Genomic DNA, 21,514 nt, shown 5'->3' with positions numbered 1-21,514 from the left:
GCTTTATATTCTACCATGCTGTGCCTAGATTGTGAACCTTCTTTTTTGCTGTTACCCCGATTTATTGAGCGGATACCAAAAAATTTTAGTGCAAACGGGCGATCGACTTTTCCGGCAACGGGCGATCGCTCTTTTGGGATAGGGAAACGGCACCGCCCTGTCCTCTTTTGCCGTTATCATGTTGAAAATTTGATAAACAGGACTCACGCATTTTTCCCAAAGAAACCGGGTTTTTTACCTAATCTGTGGGGGACAACGAAAGATTTTGCTAAAAAACCCGGTTTCTGAGCACCGGTGCGTCCAGGACTGAGAAATTAATGACAGATAAAATCGATCGACCTTACGCAACAGTAATACTCGCAATCAGTGCTGACGGTAAAATTGCCGATGCAGTACGATCGCCCGCGAGATTCGGTTCTGCCAACGACAAAGCCCACCTCGAACAGCAAGTAGCAGCAAGTGACGCCGTTTTGTTCGGCAACGGCACTTTACAGGCTTATGGGACGACGATGAGAGTGATTTCGCCGGAATTGGTCAAACAGAGGGAACTGCAAGGGAAGCCCCCACAACCGGTGCAAATTGTATGTTCGCGATCGGCCCAATTTGACCCAAACTTGCGATTTTTCCAGCAACCGGTGCCTCGGTGGCTGCTGACGGGGCAAGACAGTAGGGAAACGGCATTGCCGTCTCCTCTCAAGAACGGGCAAGATGCCCGTTCCACAAGAGCTGAATTTTCTTGTGAAACAGGCATCTTGCCTGTTCATAAAAGGCTTATTGAGAATGGTGCAACATCTCAATTCGATCTAATTATCTATGCGAAAACCGCAGGTGGAGAGATTGATTGGATTGATGCGTTTCAACAGCTAGCAAACTTCGATATCAAACGCTTGGCGATTCTGGGCGGGGGAAAACTGGTAGCGTCTGTGCTGGCAGCAGGCTTGGTAGACGAACTTTGGCTGACGGTGTGCCCGTTAATTTTGGGCGGCGCGGATGCACCGACGGCTGTTGAGGGAAAGGGTTTTTTGGCGGATTTAGCTCCAAAATTGGAACTTTTGGCGGTTAAACAGGTGGGACAAGAGGTATTTTTGCATTATCGGGTCGATCGATCGATTTAACTGGTTGTAACTGGTTCCCCGGCTCTGCCTGGGAACCCATGTAAGCGAGGCTCTGCCTCGCAAGCGCAAGGAAAATCGAGGCAGAGCCTCTGGATCTGCGTTACCAGGCTCTGCCTGGTAACAAGTGTCGAACAAGTGTGGAACATGGGAAATTATATTAAGTTAAATGAAGTTCGATCGCTCTACGCTCAAATCTCCCTATGCTGAAACAGCCAAAATCTGAATATTCTGTAGCCTGGATTAGCAAAATAGGCGAAATCCCGCAAGCGTCGTGGGATGCCTTGGCGATGCCACTAAAAACTCCATTTCTAGAATGGGATTGGCTTAACAATCTCGAAGTCTCCGGCAGTGCGACAGGTAAAACCGGTTGGCTGCCGCATCACTTGACTGTGTGGCGAGACAAACAGTTGATTGCTGGCGCGCCACTTTATGTCAAAAGCCACAGCTACGGCGAATTTGTGTTCGACAATCAGTGGGCCGATTTAGCTCAACGTTTGGGCATTAAATATTATCCGAAATTGATGGGAATGACGCCGTTTACTCCGGCTGAGGGCTATCGGTTTTTGATTGCCGACGGGGAAGATGAAGACGAGTTAACGTCCGTAATGGTAAGCGCGATCGACCATTTTTGCGATCGCCACAATATCTCCGGCTGCAATTTCCTTTATGTCGATCCCGAATGGCGCGAAAGAATGGAACGGCACGGTTTCAGCAGTTGGCTGCACCACAGCTATATTTGGCAAAATCAAGGCTATCAAAATTTTGACAATTATTTAGGCGCATTTAATGCCAACCAGCGCCGCAATATCAAACGCGAACGCAAAGCAGTTGACCAAGCTGGTTTGTTGGTAAAAACGCTGACTGGCGATGAAATTCCCCAAGCCATGTTTGCTCAAATGTATGCTTTTTATGAGAATACTTGCGACAAATTTGGTTGGTGGGGAAGCAAGTATCTGACTAAGCGATTTTTTGAACAGTTGCACCACAATTATCGCGATCGAGTTTTATTTGTAGCCGCCTACGACAAGGAAGATGACAGACACCCGGTGGGTATGTCTTTTTGTTTGTATAAGGGCGATCGGCTGTACGGGCGTTATTGGGGAAGTTTGGAGGAAATCGACTGCTTGCACTTCGATGCTTGCTACTATACGCCGATCGAATGGGCGATCGATCGGGGCATCCAAAGCTTCGATCCCGGTGCGGGCGGACGGCACAAAAAACGGCGCGGCTTTCCAGCTACGCCAAATTATAGTTTGCACCGATTTTATAACAACCGTCTGGCGCAAATTCTCAAGTCTTATATAGGTCAAATCAACGAAAGAGAACAGGAAGAAATTGATGCTGTCAACGAGGATTTACCTTTTACTAAGTCACCTCCGTTGTTACTGGGCGATTGAAATTGCTTAAGAGTCAAACCTTCGTCTCAGTTATATCCGATCGCGAGTGCGATCGGGCAATTTCATCATCCAATCCGGTTGATTTTACCCGTTACCCGAAATCCGGAGAGGGCGCCGTACCCTTTCCCTAAAATTAGGGGGAGGGTTACATCCGATTGAGGGCGAGGGCGGGCGATTCCTCGCCCGTGCTAGGACGTTTTCGGTATCGATATTTTCGCGTAGGGAAACGGCACGGTGCGGTGTCCTCGCCCGGTTGTCGATGGTTAATTCGGATATTGAAATCGCGTCTACAAAAACAAAGTCCCAGCAGAGGGGGACTAAGACATAAGTCAGATTAGGTATTAGTTATTGGTTATTGGTTATTGAGAGCAGCTAACTAATAACTAATAACTAATAACTAATGACTAATGACTAATGACTAATGACTAATGACTAATGACTAATGACTAATGACTAATGACTAATGACTAATTCAAAATTACCTTGCCATCTTCCTGAATTTCCAACGATTTTGTATCAGTGGCCAAGTCAGTTGTCGCGCCGAAACTGACTTGCAACATTCCCGGCATCGCGGTGGCTTGGGGGCGAACCAGCAGCAATCCGCCGTCTGGGCGCTGGTAAGTGAGGGTGATTGGCACTTGGATGCTTTTAAGCAAAATTTCCGATTGTTCGCCCAGAGTGCGCTGCGGGGTGACGCCTACGATTTGATAATTGATGACAGCATTGGTGGTATTCACCAGTTTAATTACTATCATGCCTTCGGCAGGCGTAACTCGCGCACTGGGCATTGGGAAGCGGGGAGGTGCGTCTGTGGTTGTTGAGGGCATCCCGCTGGGGCTGGGGCTGGCAGCCGGAGTCGGTTGGCTGACGGGTTCTTCAGTAGCTGCGGGTTGGGAAACGGGTTTTCCTTGTTGGGGCGGGGGGCCGCCTGCCTGAGAAAGTGTTGCGAGACTAACGAGTAAACCCCCGCAGGTGGCTGCTAGCAAGCTGATTTTTTTGAACGGTAGATTGTGGCGAAACATAAATAACTCCTCACGAGTTCGATCGAGGTTTTCCAACAACGTTTATGTTAATCTATGGCGGAAATGAATTTTAATAGCTGGGTTTGGGCGCGAGGTAGGAAGAATAAGGGTTTGAGGGGTAGATTTTTTTTAAACCGCAGAGGGCGCAGAGGGCGCAGAGGAGGGTCCGAGAGTCCGAGAGTCCGAGGGTCCGAGAGGATTTTTAAGGGTGAGATGCTTCTGATTTGTGGGCGGGGAGGGTGACGGTAACGGCGGTACCTCGATCGACTTGGCTGTCAATGCGGATTTGGCCGCGGTGATTTTCGACAATTGCTTTGGCGATGGCTAATCCTAAACCGGAACCAGCGGCGCTGCGGTGGGTGCGGGCGGGATCTGCGCGGTAGAATCGATCGAACAAATGTGGCAGGGCTTCTGCGGAAATCCCGATGCCGGTGTCTGTTACTTTTATTTGCAGGGCTGGATTTAACATCGGCGAATTTCTTTTGTTTTTAGCTGCAAGTTGCAATTCTACTTCAATTTCGCCCCCCGATGGCGTGTACTGCACGGCGTTGCTGACGAGATTGGTAAACAGTCGGGCTAGTTGATCCCAGTCTCCCAACAGTGTAAAGTTGTCCTCAGCGTTGGGCAGATCGACAATTTCCAAAGAAAGAGAGAGATTTTGGGTAGTGGCGATCGCCTGTTGTTCTTCAATTACCTCCATCAGCAAAGCATCGAGGGGAACATCAATCCACTGCTGCTGGACGATGCCGCTATCTTGTCTTGCTAAAAACAGTAAATCGTCAACCAAGCGCCCCAAACGGCGGGTAAGGCGTTCGATAACTTGTAGCTGTTGATGCTGCTGCGGTTCGATATCCGGTTCCGCCAAAGCTACTTGGACGTTAGTTTGAATAGTAGCGATCGGATTTCTGAGTTCGTGAGAAGCATCAGCGGTAAACTGTTTGAGACGCCCGTAAGACTCCCGCACCGGTGCCATCGCCAAACCCGACAGCAGCCAGCCAATAGCTGCAACGCAAATTAGAGTTAAACCCGCGCCCAAAATCAAATCGAGAATTAATTGGCGGATGGGTTTTGTCACTTCAAACCAAGGATGGCTGACTCGCAAATATCCCAGAACTTGGCGGCCGATTTGTACTCGCTGCGTTACTTGTCTGAGAGAATAGTTTTGATCCGACTGCAACTTATTATTAATTATCCAAACTGTTTCGCCGGTGCGGTTAGCGTGAATGGGAATATTCAGCGGTTCCGATAAAGTAGACCACAGCAATTCGCCCGTAGGACTGAACCATTCTAAATCAATGTGGTCGTCTTCTACTGCATCCGTGCTATCTGGAAAACTGGCTTGAATATTAACTTGCAACTTATTTTTATCTTTGGTAGTAGGGAAAGTTAGCGGTTCGATAACGAGAGTTCGCTCTATAACTTCGACAACATGATTGAGCGTGTCATCAATGCGATCGATCAAAGTATGGCGGACGTAGAAATAGAAACCAGTGGCGAATACAAGCAACAATACAGCAGTAACGGCTGTGTACCAAATAGCTAGGCGGCGGCGGGTAGTTTGAAACATTGGAAATGGGTATTTTTTTTTTAAACGAACCGCGAAGACGCGAAGGGCGCGAAGGAAGAAAACAGCGAGATAATCTTAAATCGATTGTGAAGTAATAATCATTAACTAACTCTTAACCAACCATTTACAAATATAACGCTCTTCTCTTCTCTTCTCTTCCTTTGTGTCCTTCGCGCCTTCGCGGTTCGTTTTAAAAAGCCTTGTTCAGAAGTCCTGCAATAATTGCTACCACAATATTCCATTATTAATACTTCAGACAGATGTCGAGAAAGCTGTCACCATAGTAATCTAATCGCGAAACTTTTTAGGTAAAAACCTGTGAATAAATTTTTATTTCGAGCCGCGATCGGGCTATTAATGGCATTTTTTGGGGCAATCACATATTTTACAAACGACGTACAAAATCCGGTAACAGGAGAGAGACAGCGGGTGCAGCTTTCTCCCCGCCAAGAGGTAGTTTTGGGATTGCAGGCGCGAGATAAAATGGCCGCCCAGCACGGGGGGCTTTATCCCAGCCAGAGTCTTCAGCAGTATCTCGATCGAGTAGGAGCACGAGTTGTCAACGGTTCGGCCGCGAAACAAGCGGGTTATCCGTTTGAATTCCACCTGCTGCGAGACGCCAAAACTGTCAATGCTTTTGCTTTACCGGGCGGACAAGTTTTCATTACTGCGGGGCTGCTGCGGCGGCTGAATTCCGAGGCTCAGTTGGCTGCTGTACTCGGGCACGAAAGCGGTCACGTTGTGGCGCGCCACGGTGCGGAACACTTGGCAAAACAGCAGTTCGGCAGGTCTTTGGTAACGGCGGTTGGGGTGGCTACTAGCGACGATCGCGGGGGCGGTCAGCAGGCAGCATTAATTGCTCAAGCTGTCAATCAAGTTGTCGGTTTGCGGTACGGTAGATCCGACGAACTTGAGAGCGATCGGCTCGGTTTTCGGTTTATGACGGAAGCGGGTTACGATCCTAGAGGTATTGTTGAGGTGATGAAAATTCTCGGTGCCGCTAGGAAGGGCGAAGCGCCGCCGGAGTTTTTGAGTTCTCACCCAAACCCTGAAAACCGAGTTCAAAAGTTGCAAGCTTTAATCACGGAAAATTACCCTAACGGCGTTCCAGCTAATTTGGTGTCTGGACGCGATGAGTTTGCTAAGAATGTGTCGGGCGGTTAGCGAGAATTGCATCGGGCTTTACAAAAGTTATTACTAAAGGCGGATCAAAGTTCGGCTTTGATTTGACACGATCGACTTAATGAGCGATCGAGCAATTTGAAAGTTGAAAACCATGATTGAATCTTGGATGATTATCGGCGGGGTGACTTTCTCAGTCGCCTTCGGCACTCTGTTTTTTAAACTGCGCGATATTAACTGGGCAGTCAAACTTAAAAGACCGGATTGGATGTTTTTTGAGCCTGCTATTCCGTTAATTTGGACGGTGATTTTTGCTTGCGGGGCCGGCAGCGCTACTTTCGTGTGGGAACAGGAGCCAGGGAGCCTTAAAACATGGCTGTTGATGGCTTTGTACTTGCTTTTAGAAATTGTCACAGTTGCTTATATTCCTGCTACTCTCAGAGCCAAAAGTCTCAAAGTAGGGACAATTTTGGGAGGGGCTGGCGAGATTTTGGGACTTGTGCTGACCTTGGCTGTTTGGCCGATTTCTCAAACCGCCGCTTTGTTACTTTTGCCTTACGCGATTTGGGGTGCGATCGGCACTTATACTACTTGGGAAATGATTGATTTAAACCCAGAAGCTGCATAAAGCTCAGATGAGCTTCCGCGCACCCTACATACTATAACGCTCTTCTCTTCCCTTCCTTCGTGTCCTTCGCGTCTTCGCGGTTCGTAAAAAAAAACCTTGTTAAGAATAGCCAATCCCTGGTACCGGGTTAACCGACCGATAGAGTGAGGAAATCCGCTTAACAGTGTGTGGGTATTGGATGAGAAAATAGAGGAATAAAACTGGTTTAAATCAAAGGATGACAGTTATCAATGGCCATTAAAGACCAGCCCCAACCACCTCGTTTTCGGCAAATTAGCAATATTTTGTTATTGCTCTCAAGTTTGTTTTTGCTGGCAAACATCTTTTTACCGAATTTGTTCGGTCCCCAAATTCCGCAAGTGCCTTACAGCTTGTTCGTCCATCAAGTACAAGAACAAGATGTAGTCCGAGCTTCGGTAGGCCAAAATGAAATTCGCTACCAACTCAAAGGCGAAGGCGACAAACCCGGTCAAGTGCTCACTACTACGCCGATTTTTGACCTGGAATTGCCTCAACTTTTACAAGAAAAAGGCGTTGAATTTGCGGCAACTCCGCCGGCTAAAAATGGCTGGATCGGCAGTGTTTTAAGCTGGGTGGTTCCGCCGCTGATTTTTGTGGCGATTTTTCAATTTTTTATGAACAGGCAGGGTGGTGGCCCTCAGGGCGCGCTCTCGATCGGCAAAAGCAAAGCTAAGGTCTATGTAGAAGGCGAATCGGCGAAAATTACTTTTGCTGATGTGGCTGGAGTAGAAGAGGCTAAAACTGAATTAGTCGAAGTTGTGGAATTCCTGAAAACTCCCGACAGATTTACGGCAATCGGTGCGAGAATTCCGAAAGGCGTGCTGTTAGTCGGACCTCCGGGAACTGGCAAAACTCTGTTAGCAAAAGCAGTGGCTGGTGAAGCTGGCGTCCCGTTTTTTAGCATCTCGGGTTCGGAGTTTGTGGAACTGTTTGTAGGTGTTGGTTCTGCAAGAGTTAGAGATTTATTCGAGCAGGCTAAGAAACAGGCTCCTTGTATTATTTTCATTGATGAATTGGACGCGATCGGCAAATCCCGCAGCAGTAACGGTATGTACGGCGGGAATGACGAACGCGAACAAACTCTCAATCAACTGTTAACTGAAATGGACGGTTTTGCTGCGGGCAATACTACTGTAATTGTGCTGGCTGCAACTAACCGCCCGGAAAGTTTGGATGCTGCTTTGTTGCGTCCTGGTCGCTTCGATCGCCAAGTTTTAGTCGATCGCCCGGATTTATCTGGCCGCGAAGCAATTTTGAACATTCACGCTCGAAAAGTGAAGTTGGGCCCGGATATTAATTTGAAGGCGATCGCCACTCGCACCCCCGGTTTTTCCGGCGCAGATTTGGCAAATTTGGTGAATGAAGCTGCTTTGTTGGCGGGGCGCAACAAACGCCTAACTGTAGCACAGGAAGACTTTGCAGAGGCGATCGAACGGATTGTAGCGGGCTTGGAAAAGAAAAGCCGCGTGCTCAATGAAAAGGAGAAAACCATTGTTGCTTATCACGAAGTCGGCCACGCAATGGTTGGCGCTTTGATGACGGGTAATGGCGAAGTTGCCAAAATCTCGATCGTCCCTCGCGGTATGGCTGCTTTGGGTTATACTTTGCAGTTACCGACTGAAGACCGTTTCTTGTTAGATGAGTCGGAATTGCGGGGTCAAATTGCGACTTTGTTGGGCGGGCGATCGGCGGAAGAAGTTGTGTTTGGTAGCATTACTACTGGCGCTTCAAATGACTTGCAAAGGGCGACTGATTTAGCTGAACGGATGGTGACGACTTACGGGATGAGTAAGGTTTTGGGGCCTCTAGCTTACGATCGAGGTCAACAATCAATGTTCCTCAATGACGGTATGGGAAATGCCCGCCGTGCGGTAAGTGCTCAGACTGCTGAGGCGATCGACCAAGAAGTGAAGGAAATTGTCGAAACTGCACACCAGCAAGCTTTGGATATTCTGAAAGCAAATCGAGAATTGCTGGAAACAATTACGCAGAAACTGTTGGAAACTGAGGTGGTGGAAGGTGACGCACTTCGCGAATTCCTCGGTCAAGTGCGGCCTTTAGATAAGGTTGCGGCTTCAGTTTAATAGGGTTTAATTAAACCGCAGATGAACGCAGATGAACGCAGATGAGTGCAATATCATCTGCGTTTTTTGATTGACTACCCCAAAATTTATAATAATTTCAACTGTAAAGATTGTGCTCTGGGTCTAACCAGACAATATAAAAAATATTTTCACTAAAAAATCCATGCACCCTGCCGTATTCATTAGCAGATATTTGAAACTGGTAGGGGATATTTACTAGCTGATCTTCATTGGGAATGCCGAAACCATTAGGTTCTGTTGTATCTTGCCAGACTATTCCATGACAGCGCAGGCTTTTACTCTGATTATTGATAATTTCTTGAGATTTCAATTGTGATCAATCGCGCAGCCTTCTCAATAGAGATCCTAGATATCTCGAATCGCGATCGGCAAGTGAAAATTTATCTTTATCATCCTGATAATATCTGAAATAAAAACTAATTCCTGCGGGTATTTGTACATCTAGACGCTTGATGCTAGATAAAGATTGCTGGCGACGTATATCTGCTTTTTTAATTTTCTTCGATGACACGGGTTTTGTAGAATTCTCTCATTAATTCCTTCGTAATAATAGCATGGCAAGGTTCATCTTTTGGCAAGTCACCTCTCGCCTTAATCCAAGGGTCTTCGCGTCGCACCATCAATTCTAACTCATAAGCATCGCAAAAGAAATACTCGTCGGATAACTCGTCTAAAAACTCTTGTACTTCCTGTGGAAATTCTGGTTTTTCGACTTCTTTGAGAATTGGCTTAAACCCAAATTGTTCTTTGTATTCGTAAAATAAAGCCGGGATAGTTGGCCCGTGCACCCAGGCTTCAAAATCTTCATCAAAAAGCGGTGTATCTTCAAAGGCTAGATACCATGCTTGGGCATAGTACAATAGTTTTTGTAGCTTGTGGTTGCTGAGGTAGGAGCCTACGTCATTCGCGAACCAGATGTAGTAATCAGCCAGTTGGGAGGCTGTTGTTACTGTAGTTATTGTGGTCATATAATTCGACTCAATCTGCTCAAAGTTCTTCACCGCTAGATAAATCAGTAACTCCAACTTTCGGTCCACTGACAAAACTCGATAAATCTTATCTTGCTCCATCTCCCGCCACTTGTCCCACAGCTCCAGTAGCAACTCCAAGCCCTCTTCATAAAGCTTCGATCGCTTCGAGTAAAACTTCACAGTCTGATGAAATACTGCACAGATCCAACTCAGCAAACTCGGAGTAATCGCCAACTCCCGAATCGGCTTATTCTCTTCTCTAAAAAGCTGCTCCAGAAACTTCTGTGCCTTCGTCAGTCCCACCAACTCATCCCCTATCACTGCCTTAAACCACTGTTCTAAAAACGCTCGCACCTGAGGTTCATTAAAATCCGCAACTTCCACAAACTGAAAGTTTAGAGATTTCCAGCTCATTTCGCCCGTAAAACTCTGCGTTCGACACGTCACAATTACTTGCACCTGCGGATAGGCACGAGCAAACTTCTTAATTTCGTTGGTGATATTCTTCCCATCCTCCCCCGTCACCTCATCTAAGCCATCCAACAGAACCAGCACCCGACCTTGCTTTATTAGGCTTTCTGAATCTGATAACTGCCAACACCTCTCTAGATAAAGCTTTAGGGCAGAGAGAACCTCACGTCCATCCTTCACAAAATCCCGCAGCCTAATCAAAACCGGAATCCGGTGCGCTTGTAATTTTCCTGCATTGCACTCCGTAACCACTCGCTGCAAATATGTGGTTTTTCCTGAACCGGGTTTGCCCACCACCATCAGGTTTGTATTCTTCGCCACCACCTCTAAGCCTGACACCCGTTGCCGTTCCCTGCCCAAGCCAATGCGATCTAAACTGCGATAGCTGGGATTGTTGCTGAAATCCTGCCACAAGTCATCAAGTTCAGACTTACGACTATTGCTCAGTTTCTCCAGAATATAGACATCCACAAACAAATCACCGAACGGCACCCCACGATCGACACCCCAAAGTGGCATCGTGCCATTTAAGCCTTGGATGTCATTGGGGAGGCGCGATCGTACTTGTTGCACCAACCCATCAAGATCGTTGGCTTGGCTCCAAATATTTCTCGTCTGAATATTGGCTGGAAGTGAGGCTAAAGGCTGAGGTTCACATCCTTCAGGCACATCGGCCTTAACATCTTGCCACTTCAGCTTGAGCGCAGCACAGATTTCTTTGAAAATCTTGGCATTTTTGGGAGAGCCGTCAAAAAACTCATCAATCGTTGTCCGCGAGATGGCCGTCGTATTTTTTGGAGATGCCCCTTTCTTGTTTCTACGAGAATTACTGATGTGGGTTGCTAAATCTGACTTCGTGACAAATAAATTTGCCAGAGCCTCATTCGCTTTTTTAATTCCTTCAGTCGATAGTTTGAGCGATGGTATCGCCTTTCCAGCCATAGTTACTATTTTAGTCTTTTAACTATCATAGCCACCTGAACAGAACCCGAACAGAACCTGGACAGAATATGACAAGCCGTTGGACATGACCTGAACCAGCTTCCTCGGTAAATTTTGGCATCTTGTTGAAAGCTCAAGAAAAAGGTAGATCTCATGAAAGCTTCCCACAAGAAAAAGTGGATCAAAATTGTCGAGTTTGCAGTAGTGGGCGTTGCCAGTTGCCTCAATCCCCACGCAGGATTTCTGCTCTTTGTGCTCAAGCTGTGCTTTCAAATCCTCACAGCCTTGCAGAAAGATGAGCCGACTGAAACAGACCAGGGCAAACAGACAAACCCGCGTTTGTGCGATCGCAAGTAATCGTATTAAGGGAGAGCAATCACAGGGCGCTCTCCCTTCGCACCAAATACCTTCTGACTGCCATTACAGTATAATTGGTGAATGTGACATAGTAAAAATTGTACAGAAATCATGACTATCGAGCTACAGATTTTTCAAACTGTCGTCAAGATGCCAGAATCTCTCAAACAAGAGATATTGCATTATGCAAAATATCTACTTGAAAAACACGCCAAAACAGAAACATCTCCCGAACAAATTGAACAACCTCATGGTTATGGTAGTTGGGCCGGTCAGATCGTTATGTCTGATGATTTCGATGAACCGCTAGAAGATTTAAAGGAATATATGTAACATGGAATCCCTTTTAGATACTCATGCCTTTCTGTGGTATTTGCTTGGCGATTCCAATCTAGGTAGTAAAGCAAAAGAAGCGATCGATACTAAAACAGGTTTATATTTTAGTATTGCCAGCCTGTGGGAAATCTCTATTAAAATTAATGTCGGTAAGCTTCAACTGAATCGACCATTTGAAGACCTGCGGAAGGAATTGCAATACATTAACGCTCAAATTCTACCAATTACAATTGAAGACACTGAGATTTACGCAGGTCTTCCTCTGCATCATCGAGATCCCTTCGATCGCATTCTGGTAGCACAGACCCTAAATCATTCGCTGGTTTTGATTAGTCGCGATGAGGCTTTTGATGCTTATCCAATTCAGCGAGTTTGGTCATGAAGAAAGCAAAAGTTTTATACTAGCGATCGCCCTTTACCTATCGAATTAGTCGCTCCATACAGCGCTCGCTATAAACATACAGAAACCCGGCTGCTTCAAAACACCGGGTTTCTAAATATTGTTTCTGCATTTTCGACTGATTAACTTCCGCTCACGTAAGCCATCACTGGAGAACCTTGCTGCTGCTGCGCGATTTCCAAAAGGCGCTGAATCCGATCCTCTGTCGGCGGGTGAGTGCGGAAAAGTGACTGCAAACCTTTAGTCGAAAAAGGATTCACAATCAGCAGCGGCGACATCGCAGGATTGCCGTGCATCGGAATTTCATGACCGAGTTTCTCCAATTTTTGCAGCGCGTTTGCTAAACCGATGGGATTATTGGTAATTTCCACCGCACCGCTGTCTGCTGCAAATTCCCTCGTGCGAGAAATCGCCATTTGAATTACGGTTGCTGATAGCGGTGCTAAAATGATTAAAAACAGCAACCCAAACGGATTCGGGCCTTGTCTGCTATCCCGCGTTACCGGGCCGTAAAGCGCTCCAAAAGTCAGAATTCGCCCGACAAATGTAATCGCGCCGGCAATTGTTCCTGCAACTGCTTGAGTCAGAGTGTCGCGGTTGCGGATGTGCGTGAGTTCGTGCGCTATAACGCCTTCCAATTCTTCCCGGGAAAGCAGATTCATGATGCCTTCAGTAACTGCTATTGTGGCGTGTTCCGGGTCTCTTCCTGTGGCGAATGCGTTCGGAGATTGAGTGGGAACTACAAAGATTTTCGGTACGGGAATTTGGGCTTTTTCACTCAGCGATGCTACCATATCGTAGATTTCTGGTGCTTCGCTGCGGGCTATGGGGCGAGCGCGGTAAGCCATTAAAGCGGCCGTGTCGGAATAGTACCAAGAGCTAAAACTTGAGAAGGCGGCTAGGGCTAAACCGATGTAAAGTCCTTGCTCGTTGCCGATTAAGTAATAACTTCCTAAAACTAGAAGGCCGCTTAGGAGTCCTAAAAGAGCTGCTGTCCTGAGTTGATTTGTTCCTAGCATGGCGGGTTGAGGGCGATCGAGATTTTGATATTTTTGAGCTTGTTATTAGGTTTTCATACTTGGGGGCGATCGCGTCTCTATCTGCCGAAATAACTGCTGCCGCCAATAGTAGTATTTCACCTTTTCAGTCAGAAACTTGGAATGCCTCGGGAGACTCTCTGGCCTGCTCTCTTGAGGCTGCAGAGCCGCAGGATATGACATTTCCAGTCAGAACCTGGAAACCCGATTAAAAACAAAATAAACGCAGACAATCTTACAGTCATCTGCTTTTGTCTGCGTTTATCTGCGTTTATCTGCGGTTGAATTCTCGAACCCTAAACCGCTTGCACTTGCTTTTCCTCAACTGAAACAGGTTCTTGATATACAGTTTGAGACTCATTAGCCAAAAACTCAGCCACTTGAGCTTCGATTTCATCCCGCACAATCTGGCGGTATTCGAGGAAATGCTCGTTGTGAGCACAGACTGTCAAATAATGATCCCAAACCGCAGGATTGCGTCTGAGAATGCTGAACAAATGATGCCAGAACTTCCACCGAGTTTTGCGCTTGACTCCCTGACGCCACACCACAGTTAACAGTGCTCGCAAGTCTATCCAACTGGGAACTCGAGCAGGTATATTTGCTGTAGGTGCACCTAACATTAAGAAATGGCGATAAGTCCGGTCTAAATATTTCTCAGCATCGTACACTTCGCAGAATGCCTCGACATATTCGCGGGCAATATCTTCGAGAGGCCGCGTCGGAATGAAGTTCATCAAGGTAGTCTGGTTGAGGTTGCCAGATTTGTCGCGCAACCGCCCTTCTTTTGCTAGTCTGTGGGACAATGCAGTGTGCGGCAAAGCTTGCAGCATTCCAAAGGTTGTGCTGGGAATGGCTGCTGCTTCGGCAAACTGGACAATCCGCTGACCGGCACCTGGTTTTTCGCCGTCAAATCCGATGATAAATCCGGCCATTACTCGCAAACCGGATTTGGCAATTAACTCTACGGATTCGATCAGAGAATTGCGGGTATTTTGGAATTTTTTCGTCATTTGCAGGCTTTCTTCATCGGGAGTTTCAATCCCTAGAAACACTGCATTGAAATTGCAAGCAACCATCATGTCCATCAATTCTTTGTCTTGGGCTAAATCGATGGATGCTTCTGTGTTGAAAGTAAACGGGAATTTGTGTTCTTCTTGCCAGACTTTTAAGTCTTTTAGCAACAGTTTGACGCTGCGTTTGTTGCCGATAAAGTTGTCGTCTACCATGAACACGCCGCGCCGCCAGCCCAAGTTGTAGAGACTGTCTAATTCTGCTATCAATTGTTGGGGGTTTTTGGTGCGGGGTTTGCGGCCGTAGAGGACGATGATATCGCAGAATTCGCACTGGAAAGGACAGCCTCTGGAAAATTGAATTGACATTGAGTCGTAGGCGTCTAATTCCAGCAAATCGAAGCGGGGAATTGGGGTTGTGGTAACATCGGGTTTTACGCCGTCCGATCGATACATTCCGCTTTTTTCGCCGCGCCCTATTGCTTCGACAAACATCGGCAAGGTGATTTCGCCTTCGTCGAGAATCAGGTAATCTATGCCCGCTGCTTGAGGTTCTTCGGGTACGGAAGTGGGGTAGGGGCCGCCGCAAGCTACGGATTTACCGCGCCGTTTTGCTTCGCGAATTATGTCTAGCAAATCTTCTTTTTGGACAATCATTGCGGACAGAATAACGAGCTCTGCCCATTCCCATTCTGCTTCGGTGATTTGTCTGATGTTGCGATCGACTAACTTAAATTCCCATTCTTGGGGTAAAATAGCTGCTACCGTTACCAAACCCAGCGGTGGCAGCAGCACTTTACGATCGACTAATTCTAGGATTTTCTCGTAAGACCAAAATGTTTTCGGAAACAGCGGGTAAACTAGAAGAACTCGCATTATATGTTAAACCTCACATCAGTAAACAACTTGCGATCGGGCTGGCGTGTTTGAGAGTTCGATCGACTCTCAAGACTTAATGTTAAGGCTAAAATTACGATCTTGCACTCGAGCGAATATCTGGCGAGGGGTGAGACCCCCTAAGACAAAGATCGTCAGCGCAATTTTTAGCTTGCAGTTCCCTGTTAAAGTTTGCAAATGCTGATATAGCAGAAGGAAGAAGGAAGAAGGAAGAAGGAAGAAGCAGTAATAGCAATGGTTTCAGCGATCGAGAATGTCCTAACCGTCTTGGCGGTTGCTATATCTTATCGTATTTGACCCTTAATTGACGATAATCGCATTTAAAAAGCATGGGATGAAGGCAAAAAAGAACTTGAAACAGTAAATTAGTCGTTTGGTGCGCACGGATCACCCTACATTACTCGTTTGGTACACATTCCTTCTTCACGCTTGACCTCTTCCTTCTGGCCTATTTTGAATCTTTGCCGGGAATCCCGCTAGTTCTTAACATATCGGCCACTGTGCCGCAGTAACTCGGCATTCCTATGGTTTCGGGATTCACAAGATTTTGATAAGTAAAATGGCGGTAGCTGATGCAAAATCTATCCCAAGCAGCAACCTGAATTCGGAACAGCCAAATAAAGAAATCGGCTAGCCAAGGTGAAAGAGTAATCCGAAAAAATATGTTTTTATTCAAATAGTTGCAAGCTTGTTCTACCACTTCGTTAGCTGTAATCGCCGGATTTCCTAGCACAAAATGTCGCGGTTCCTCGGAAGCAGGCGGATGCTCAACTAAATAATTAACTACTTTGGCAATATCTGCACCGTGGATGAAGTGAAAACTTCCATCTGCCTTAAACCAGCGAATCAAACCAATCCATTTTGCGACCAGTGGCAGGCCAGATGACAAGTGAGAGACGGGTTTTTCTGCGTCTCCTCCCAATACTAATGTCGGGTAAAGTGCCGTAATCGGAGGGACATTTGTCAAGGCTGACAAATGCACCATGCAGTTGTATTTTGAGCGAATATAATCTGTTCCCAGTTCCCCGGCTTCTTTGAGCAAATTGTTGTCTCGACCGAGAATGCTGGCCGTTGAAAAATAAATTACTTGCTGGCAAGTCTGTGGCGAAAGTAGTTGAATTAGGCGCAGAGTTTTGGTGACGTTAACATCAAAAACTTCTTGAGTTCCTCCCCAAGCAGTGGCGGCTACAATGGCTACATTCATTGTTTGCAAAAGTTCGGCGTGTCGATCGATATCTCGCATATCGCCTTGTATGATATTAATGCCGGGGCGGGCTTTCCAGTCAAATTTTAATTTTTCGGGGTTGCGAACTAATAGGTAAAGTTCGTGGTTTGTCTCTTGAATCAAAGTTTCGGCCATGTAGTGACCGATACAGCCACTTGCACCCGTCACAAAAATTTTTTTGGAGTTCATTTTGCCGCAGGGGAAGAGGGAGGATTTGACGCTTTTTCGAGGCTAGGGAGACGGCATTGCCGTATCCCTACAAATATCAGATGCAATTAAACTTACATCTTGCAGCATTCTCAAGAACAGGCAAGATGCCTGTTCCACAAAAATTAAATTTACTCGTTACCAGGCTCTGACCTGGTAACGCATATCGGGAGGCTCTGCCTCCATTTTACGCGAGGCAGAGCCTCTGGATATGGGTTCACCAGGCAGAACCTGGGAACCAGTTAAAGCGAGATTTGTCAGGGGTTGTTACTCGTTACCAGGCTCTGACCTGGTAACGCATATCGGGAGGCTCTGCCTCCATTTTACGCGAGGCAGAGCCTCTAGATATGGGTTCACCAGGCAGAGCCTGGGAACCAGTTAAAACCAGTTCGCAATCAATTTCAAGCAGCAACTGCAAGCAATTTGTCCGCTTGTTTTGCGGTTTCAAAGAAGAAACGCACGTTGTCTTCGGGAGTTCCCGGTAAGACGCCGTGTCCCAAATTGAGGATGTGTCCGCGATGACCGGCTTTGCGAATTGTATCAAGAATTCGATCGCGAATAAACGCTTGAGAACCAAACAACACGCCCGGATCGAGATTTCCCTGAACGTTCATATTGGAACCCAAACGTCGGCGCGCGTCGGCCATATCCACTGTCCAATCGACGCTGACGATATCCGCGCCGGATGTTGCCATACGTTCGAGGATGCCGGCACTGCCGCTTACTAACAGAATTAGCGGGGTGTCGGGATGGGTTTTTTTGACTTGCTCGAATACTTGTTTCTGGTAAGGTAAAGCGAAGGTGTCGTAGTCTTGCGGAGACAGTTGGCCGGCCCAGGAGTCAAACATTTGCACTACTTGCGCGCCGCAGTCGATTTGGTAGCGCATATAAACGGCGATCGCATCTGCAAATTTTGAGAGCAACTGATGCAGTAAAGTTGGATCGGAAAATGCCATGTTTTTGATAATTGCATAATCCTTAGAACCTTTGCCCTCAACCGCATAGGCCGCCAGCGTCCACGGCGCGCCGACAAAGCCGAGCACGGTGGATTTGTTGCCGACTTCCTGGCGCAGGGATTTCAGGATAGTTTTGATAAACGGCAAGCTTTCTTCCGGGTTCAGCGGTTGCAGGTTGTCGATTTGCTGCTGAGTGCGAATGGGTGAGTGGATAATCGGGCCTTTTCCTTCGGCGATGTCCATCTCGATGCCCAAACCGGGCATAGGGGTGACAATATCGGAAAACAGAATTACGCCGTCGGGTTGAAACGCGCGCCACGGCTGAAGGGAAACTTCGATCGCAACTTCGGGAATTTCGGAACGTTCGCGAAACGAGGGATACTTTTCTCGCAAATCTCGATAAGCCTTCATGTAGCGGCCGGCTTGACGCATCATCCACACGGGCGGGCGGTCTAGGGTTTCGCCGCGGGCTGCCCGCAACAACAAGGGAACTTCATTTAATGCCGACATTTTAACTTTTCTCTACCTTAGATATTTCAATGCCTTTGGTAGCTTACCACTGTGCGATCGTCCTTTTTGACAAAAAATTCATCTGTCGGCGGGGAGGCAGATGGGGGGATTGGCTGAGTTCGATTAGGGGCGATCGGGATCTGATTGGTGGCGAGAGATTCTGACTTTGCCTATCTAGCAGAAAAGATTCTCCTCACTCGCTGGGAAGACGAATTAATCGAAACGTGGTTGTTTCATCTAGATTGTAAAGTTTGAACCCATTCTCCCCAGCGACTGGGGAGAATGGGTTCAATTACTCGGCTTTTTGGTATCCGCTTTATGCAGTAATGCAGTAAATAATAAAAACTTTCAATGCATAAGTGCCTTGTATCCAGAAATAAAGATACATTGGCAATGGAGTAAAAAGCATTTATTAATTAGTAAACCATATGGCACCAATTTTTGGAACAGCAATAGCCGATTCCCTTGTTGGGGAGCAGGGGAGAGATTTGATCTTTGGGTATCAAGGAGATGATACACTAACTGCTTATGGAGGAAACGATACACTATACGGCGGAGCGGGCAACGATCGATTATATGCTTACTTAGGCAACAACCTTTTATTAGGCGGGAAGGGAAACGATCTATTAGTTGCAGACGCAGGAAATGATACTTTGTTTGGCGGGCAAGGAAATGACCTTTTAAGTGGGTATGAGGGAAATGATTTTCTCTCTGGAGACTCGGGAAATGATACTTTGTTTGGGGTATTTGTTGAGTCGTTTGCTCCTGGTGGAGGAGAAATTGATACCTTAGTAGGTGGTGCTGGTAACGATTTTTTCGAGTTGGCGTACAGCAATTTTTCGTTAGGGATAATAGCTCAATCTTTTTATACCCTGACAGGAAACGCAGACTTTGCCTTAATTCTAGACTTTGAAGTGGGTCGGGATAAAATTGCTGTTTATGGCTTGGATACTTACACGCTAGCAGATATTTCTCTTCCAGGGTTTGGGTCTGGCGCGGGCGTACTTGTGACTACTCAAGGGCAGAATGAACTTATTAGCTTTTTACCAGGCTTAACATCAAATCAGTTAAGTTTCAGCCGGGACTTTACCGAGATATTTTGAGGATTAAAAATCAGAAACATAACTGAAGAACTCATTAGTCCTCTTGCATAGGACTTTTGCTTTGAGGCAGGGGTTGAAACCCCTGCCAAACTGCCCGACTATCTCGTCACACACACTCCGCCCACGGATACGCGACATTGATCGCGACCCTCATCGAACCTCCTATTATCATCCAACCTCGCCGAATCTAAATCTCTAGTCCGGGAATTGTAATAATAATCTCCCGCCGGAAAGTTTCTAGTCGGCACAGCGCAGTAAGTCGAGTCTTGATTACCATCGTCAAACCTTACTCTCACCATAGAACGTCTCTCGCGGCAATCAACAGACCGCAAGCCAAAATCATCTTGCAGAAGCTGTGCTCTGTCATATCGACTGTCATCTCGCCTCGTGTTCCAATCGTCCCGCGAATTGCGAGCTCGTCTGTCGCCCCCATCAATTCCCGAAACTTCCAGCGTGTAGCTACCGCCTCTGGCAGCATCTTTTGCTAACACTAACAGTTTATAATCGCCACTACGGGGAATTTGATAATTAAAAGAACGGTCTTGCGTAAAAGCGACTTGTTTGTTGTTGCCGTAAAACAGCACCATTACGGGAGCAAAACCGCGACTTGTATCTGTGTCTAAAAACACTTCAATGTTATCGCCTTCCCGAGCGCTGAATGTGTATTCTTGACCGCGCAATTCTTCAGTCGGAGAGCCCGGAACCCACATATTCCGGAAACGGTAAATCGGGGAAGTGCGGCGAATTACTCCACCTATGCGATCGTTATTCCCTATCTGTTCGCCAACGGCACTTGAGGAAATCCCCGTAAGTGCCAATCCCGTAACTAGGACTGCGGCAGCAATACTGTTTAACAAGTTGTGTGCTTTCATCTCAACCTCTGGAAAAATTTAAAATCTTTTTGCTTTCTTGGCGCCGACATTTGCATACACAATCCATTTTAAATGTAATTTCTGCCAACCGTGTCAACCACCCAACCCGGCTATTTAGCGGGTGCAAAACCTCATGTTAAAGTTATAGACGTTAATCCCTAATCTAAAGTTGCGATCGATCGCCGCAAATGAGCAATCCCGATTCAGCGTCGAGACTCGCCATAATTCCCATCGGTAAAGCAGCGTTAACCCCCTCGTGGCCGAAGGGCAAATCCGAGACAATCGGAATATTCAAATCCCCCAGCCGATCGCGCAAAACCTCTTCAATGCTAAAACTGGGAATACTCGGGTCAATATCGCAGCGGCTGAAACGCCCCAAAGCAATCCCCCGCACCCCAGCGAAAGCCCCCGCCATCCGCCACAAAGTCAGCATTCGATCGACCCTGTAAGGAGCCTCAGAAACATCCTCAAATGCGAGTATAACCCCGGTCAAATCCGGTTGATACGGGGTTCCGAGCAAATGAGAAGCAACCGTCAGATTCGCCGGAAACAGCGGCCCGGTGGCTTTTGAGCTGCCCCATCCTTTACCTTGCAAAGATTGTAAGGGACGACCTTCTATGCAGTCAAAAAGTCGATCGACAGACCAATCCGGTTCATCCGCCAAAGTTGTCAGCATCGGCCCGTGAACACCCCAAACGCCTAATTTAGCCTGATTCCACAGCAAAGCAGTAATGTCGGAAAAGCCGATTAACCATTTGGGCGAATGGGAATCGGGAGGTGGAAATTGGGAGTTTTCCGCCTTTCCCAAATTTCCTTTTTCCAAAAGTCGAGTGCTGCCGAAACCGCCTCGAGCACAGAGAATACCGCGACAATCCGGGTCATTTAGGGCATCTGCGAGCTGTCGGACGCGGTTTTCATCGGAACCTGCCAAATAGCCCCAGCGATCGTCAAAACCCGGTGTTAATTCAAGTCGATAGCCGCGGGATTTCCAAATTTCTACACCGCGTTCAAAGCTACTTAATTCTCGCAGAGTGCCGCTGGGAGCAATTACCCTGAGCAAATCTCCCGGTTGCAGCCATTTAATGTTAGTCATTTGTTATTGGTTATTTGTTATATAGCCATCCTAAATCATTTGTAAATTTCTTACTCCCGGACCGCGAGTTCGGGGAGGGTTGGGGTGGGGTAAAAAATTTACGACTCCTGCAAGAATTGCTATATCATGTTTTGTGAATTGACCGTT

Annotated in this window: 21 protein-coding genes; 11 read left to right on the top strand and 10 right to left on the bottom strand. The window is 47.0% G+C overall.

Translation table 11 applies throughout. The annotated features are described in order from the left end of the window. The 3 genes from QUB61_RS20260 to QUB61_RS20250 form a co-directional block, all read left to right on the top strand. A partial coding sequence (locus QUB61_RS20260; protein WP_333131422.1) for a hypothetical protein occupies positions 1 to 288 on the top strand: 288 nt, incomplete at its 5' end. 29 nt (positions 289 to 317) lie between these two features. After that, a complete protein-coding gene (locus QUB61_RS20255; RefSeq protein ID WP_333131420.1) occupies positions 318 to 1,115 on the top strand; it encodes a dihydrofolate reductase family protein in 798 nt (265 codons plus the stop codon). A gap of 200 nt (positions 1,116 to 1,315) precedes the next feature. After that, positions 1,316 to 2,512 carry a GNAT family N-acetyltransferase gene (locus QUB61_RS20250; protein WP_333131418.1) on the top strand — a complete coding sequence of 399 codons (1,197 nt, stop codon included), beginning with the start codon at positions 1,316 to 1,318 and terminating at the stop codon, positions 2,510 to 2,512. A gap of 467 nt (positions 2,513 to 2,979) precedes the next feature. Here the strand turns inward: QUB61_RS20250 and QUB61_RS20245 are convergent, their stop codons facing one another. Further along, positions 2,980 to 3,534 carry a hypothetical protein gene (locus QUB61_RS20245; RefSeq protein WP_333131416.1) on the bottom strand — a complete coding sequence of 185 codons (555 nt, stop codon included), beginning with the start codon at positions 3,532 to 3,534 and terminating at the stop codon, positions 2,980 to 2,982. Positions 3,535 to 3,736: 202 nt separating this feature from the next. Continuing rightward, a complete protein-coding gene (locus QUB61_RS20240) occupies positions 3,737 to 5,101 on the bottom strand; it encodes an ATP-binding protein (protein WP_333131414.1) in 1,365 nt (454 codons plus the stop codon). A gap of 318 nt (positions 5,102 to 5,419) precedes the next feature. On the opposite strand from QUB61_RS20240, the gene QUB61_RS20235 reads away from it, so the two are divergent. From QUB61_RS20235 to ftsH4, 3 genes are all read left to right on the top strand, one after another. Continuing rightward, positions 5,420 to 6,265, top strand: coding sequence for a M48 family metalloprotease (locus QUB61_RS20235; RefSeq protein WP_333131412.1), 846 nt, complete (start codon positions 5,420 to 5,422; stop codon positions 6,263 to 6,265). A gap of 112 nt (positions 6,266 to 6,377) precedes the next feature. Continuing rightward, positions 6,378 to 6,851: a tryptophan-rich sensory protein gene (locus tag QUB61_RS20230; protein ID WP_333131410.1), complete on the top strand. Its 474-nt coding sequence runs from the start codon at positions 6,378 to 6,380 to the stop codon at positions 6,849 to 6,851. Positions 6,852 to 7,081: 230 nt separating this feature from the next. Beyond that, the gene (gene ftsH4, locus QUB61_RS20225; protein WP_333131408.1) at positions 7,082 to 8,956 is read left to right on the top strand and encodes an ATP-dependent zinc metalloprotease FtsH4; all 1,875 of its coding nucleotides are present in this window, start codon (positions 7,082 to 7,084) and stop codon (positions 8,954 to 8,956) included. 97 nt (positions 8,957 to 9,053) lie between these two features. Here the strand turns inward: ftsH4 and QUB61_RS20220 are convergent, their stop codons facing one another. Beyond that, positions 9,054 to 9,287, bottom strand: a complete 234-nt coding sequence (locus QUB61_RS20220) for a hypothetical protein (RefSeq protein WP_333131406.1) — start codon at positions 9,285 to 9,287, stop codon at positions 9,054 to 9,056. A 181-nt stretch (positions 9,288 to 9,468) separates the two neighbouring features. Then, complete coding sequence (locus QUB61_RS20215) at positions 9,469 to 11,361, bottom strand: NACHT domain-containing protein (protein ID WP_333131404.1); 1,893 nt, start codon at positions 11,359 to 11,361, stop codon at positions 9,469 to 9,471. Between the two features lie 153 nt (positions 11,362 to 11,514). Between QUB61_RS20215 and QUB61_RS20210 the strand changes: the two genes are divergently transcribed. The 3 genes from QUB61_RS20210 to QUB61_RS20200 all read left to right on the top strand — a co-directional run bounded on the left by QUB61_RS20210 (position 11,515) and on the right by QUB61_RS20200 (position 12,436). Next, positions 11,515 to 11,718 (top strand): hypothetical protein, encoded by a 204-nt coding sequence (locus QUB61_RS20210; RefSeq protein ID WP_333131402.1) that lies wholly within the window; start codon positions 11,515 to 11,517, stop codon positions 11,716 to 11,718. A 111-nt stretch (positions 11,719 to 11,829) separates the two neighbouring features. Beyond that, a complete protein-coding gene (gene vapB / locus QUB61_RS20205) occupies positions 11,830 to 12,051 on the top strand; it encodes a type II toxin-antitoxin system VapB family antitoxin (protein ID WP_333131400.1) in 222 nt (73 codons plus the stop codon). Position 12,052: 1 nt separating this feature from the next. Beyond that, positions 12,053 to 12,436, top strand: a complete 384-nt coding sequence (locus QUB61_RS20200) for a type II toxin-antitoxin system VapC family toxin (RefSeq protein WP_333131398.1) — start codon at positions 12,053 to 12,055, stop codon at positions 12,434 to 12,436. Positions 12,437 to 12,576: 140 nt separating this feature from the next. Here the strand turns inward: QUB61_RS20200 and QUB61_RS20195 are convergent, their stop codons facing one another. Further along, entirely contained in the window at positions 12,577 to 13,473 is an 897-nt protein-coding gene (locus QUB61_RS20195) for a M48 family metalloprotease (protein WP_333131396.1), read from the bottom strand. Between QUB61_RS20195 and QUB61_RS20190 the strand changes: the two genes are divergently transcribed. Continuing rightward, positions 13,461 to 13,703 (top strand): hypothetical protein, encoded by a 243-nt coding sequence (locus QUB61_RS20190; RefSeq protein ID WP_333131394.1) that lies wholly within the window; start codon positions 13,461 to 13,463, stop codon positions 13,701 to 13,703. The two genes, QUB61_RS20195 and QUB61_RS20190, sit on opposite strands and share 13 nt — an antisense overlap. Positions 13,704 to 13,787: 84 nt before the next feature. On the opposite strand, the gene QUB61_RS20185 is transcribed toward QUB61_RS20190, so the two are convergent. From QUB61_RS20185 to hemE, 3 genes are all read right to left on the bottom strand, one after another. Further along, positions 13,788 to 15,380, bottom strand: coding sequence for a B12-binding domain-containing radical SAM protein (locus QUB61_RS20185; protein ID WP_333131392.1), 1,593 nt, complete (start codon positions 15,378 to 15,380; stop codon positions 13,788 to 13,790). A gap of 469 nt (positions 15,381 to 15,849) precedes the next feature. Then, complete coding sequence (locus QUB61_RS20180) at positions 15,850 to 16,815, bottom strand: NAD(P)-dependent oxidoreductase (protein WP_333131390.1); 966 nt, start codon at positions 16,813 to 16,815, stop codon at positions 15,850 to 15,852. 419 nt (positions 16,816 to 17,234) lie between these two features. Further along, positions 17,235 to 18,299 (bottom strand): uroporphyrinogen decarboxylase, encoded by a 1,065-nt coding sequence (gene hemE, locus QUB61_RS20175; RefSeq protein WP_333131388.1) that lies wholly within the window; start codon positions 18,297 to 18,299, stop codon positions 17,235 to 17,237. Between the two features lie 428 nt (positions 18,300 to 18,727). Here hemE and QUB61_RS20170 point away from each other — a divergent pair, with 428 nt between their 5' ends. After that, complete coding sequence (locus QUB61_RS20170) at positions 18,728 to 19,402, top strand: hypothetical protein (RefSeq protein ID WP_333131386.1); 675 nt, start codon at positions 18,728 to 18,730, stop codon at positions 19,400 to 19,402. A gap of 98 nt (positions 19,403 to 19,500) precedes the next feature. Here QUB61_RS20170 and QUB61_RS20165 read toward each other — a convergent pair whose 3' ends face one another. Together QUB61_RS20165 and QUB61_RS20160 are read right to left on the bottom strand one after the other, a co-directional pair. Continuing rightward, positions 19,501 to 20,274 (bottom strand): hypothetical protein, encoded by a 774-nt coding sequence (locus QUB61_RS20165; protein WP_333131384.1) that lies wholly within the window; start codon positions 20,272 to 20,274, stop codon positions 19,501 to 19,503. A gap of 163 nt (positions 20,275 to 20,437) precedes the next feature. Beyond that, positions 20,438 to 21,367: an LD-carboxypeptidase gene (locus QUB61_RS20160; RefSeq protein ID WP_333131382.1), complete on the bottom strand. Its 930-nt coding sequence runs from the start codon at positions 21,365 to 21,367 to the stop codon at positions 20,438 to 20,440. Positions 21,368 to 21,514 lie beyond the last annotated feature (147 nt).

The organism is Microcoleus sp. C2D2 (assembly GCF_036702495.1).
In the GTDB taxonomy this organism is placed as follows: domain Bacteria; phylum Cyanobacteriota; class Cyanobacteriia; order Cyanobacteriales; family Microcoleaceae; genus Microcoleus.
This window is presented reverse-complemented; position numbering and strand designations above follow the sequence as displayed.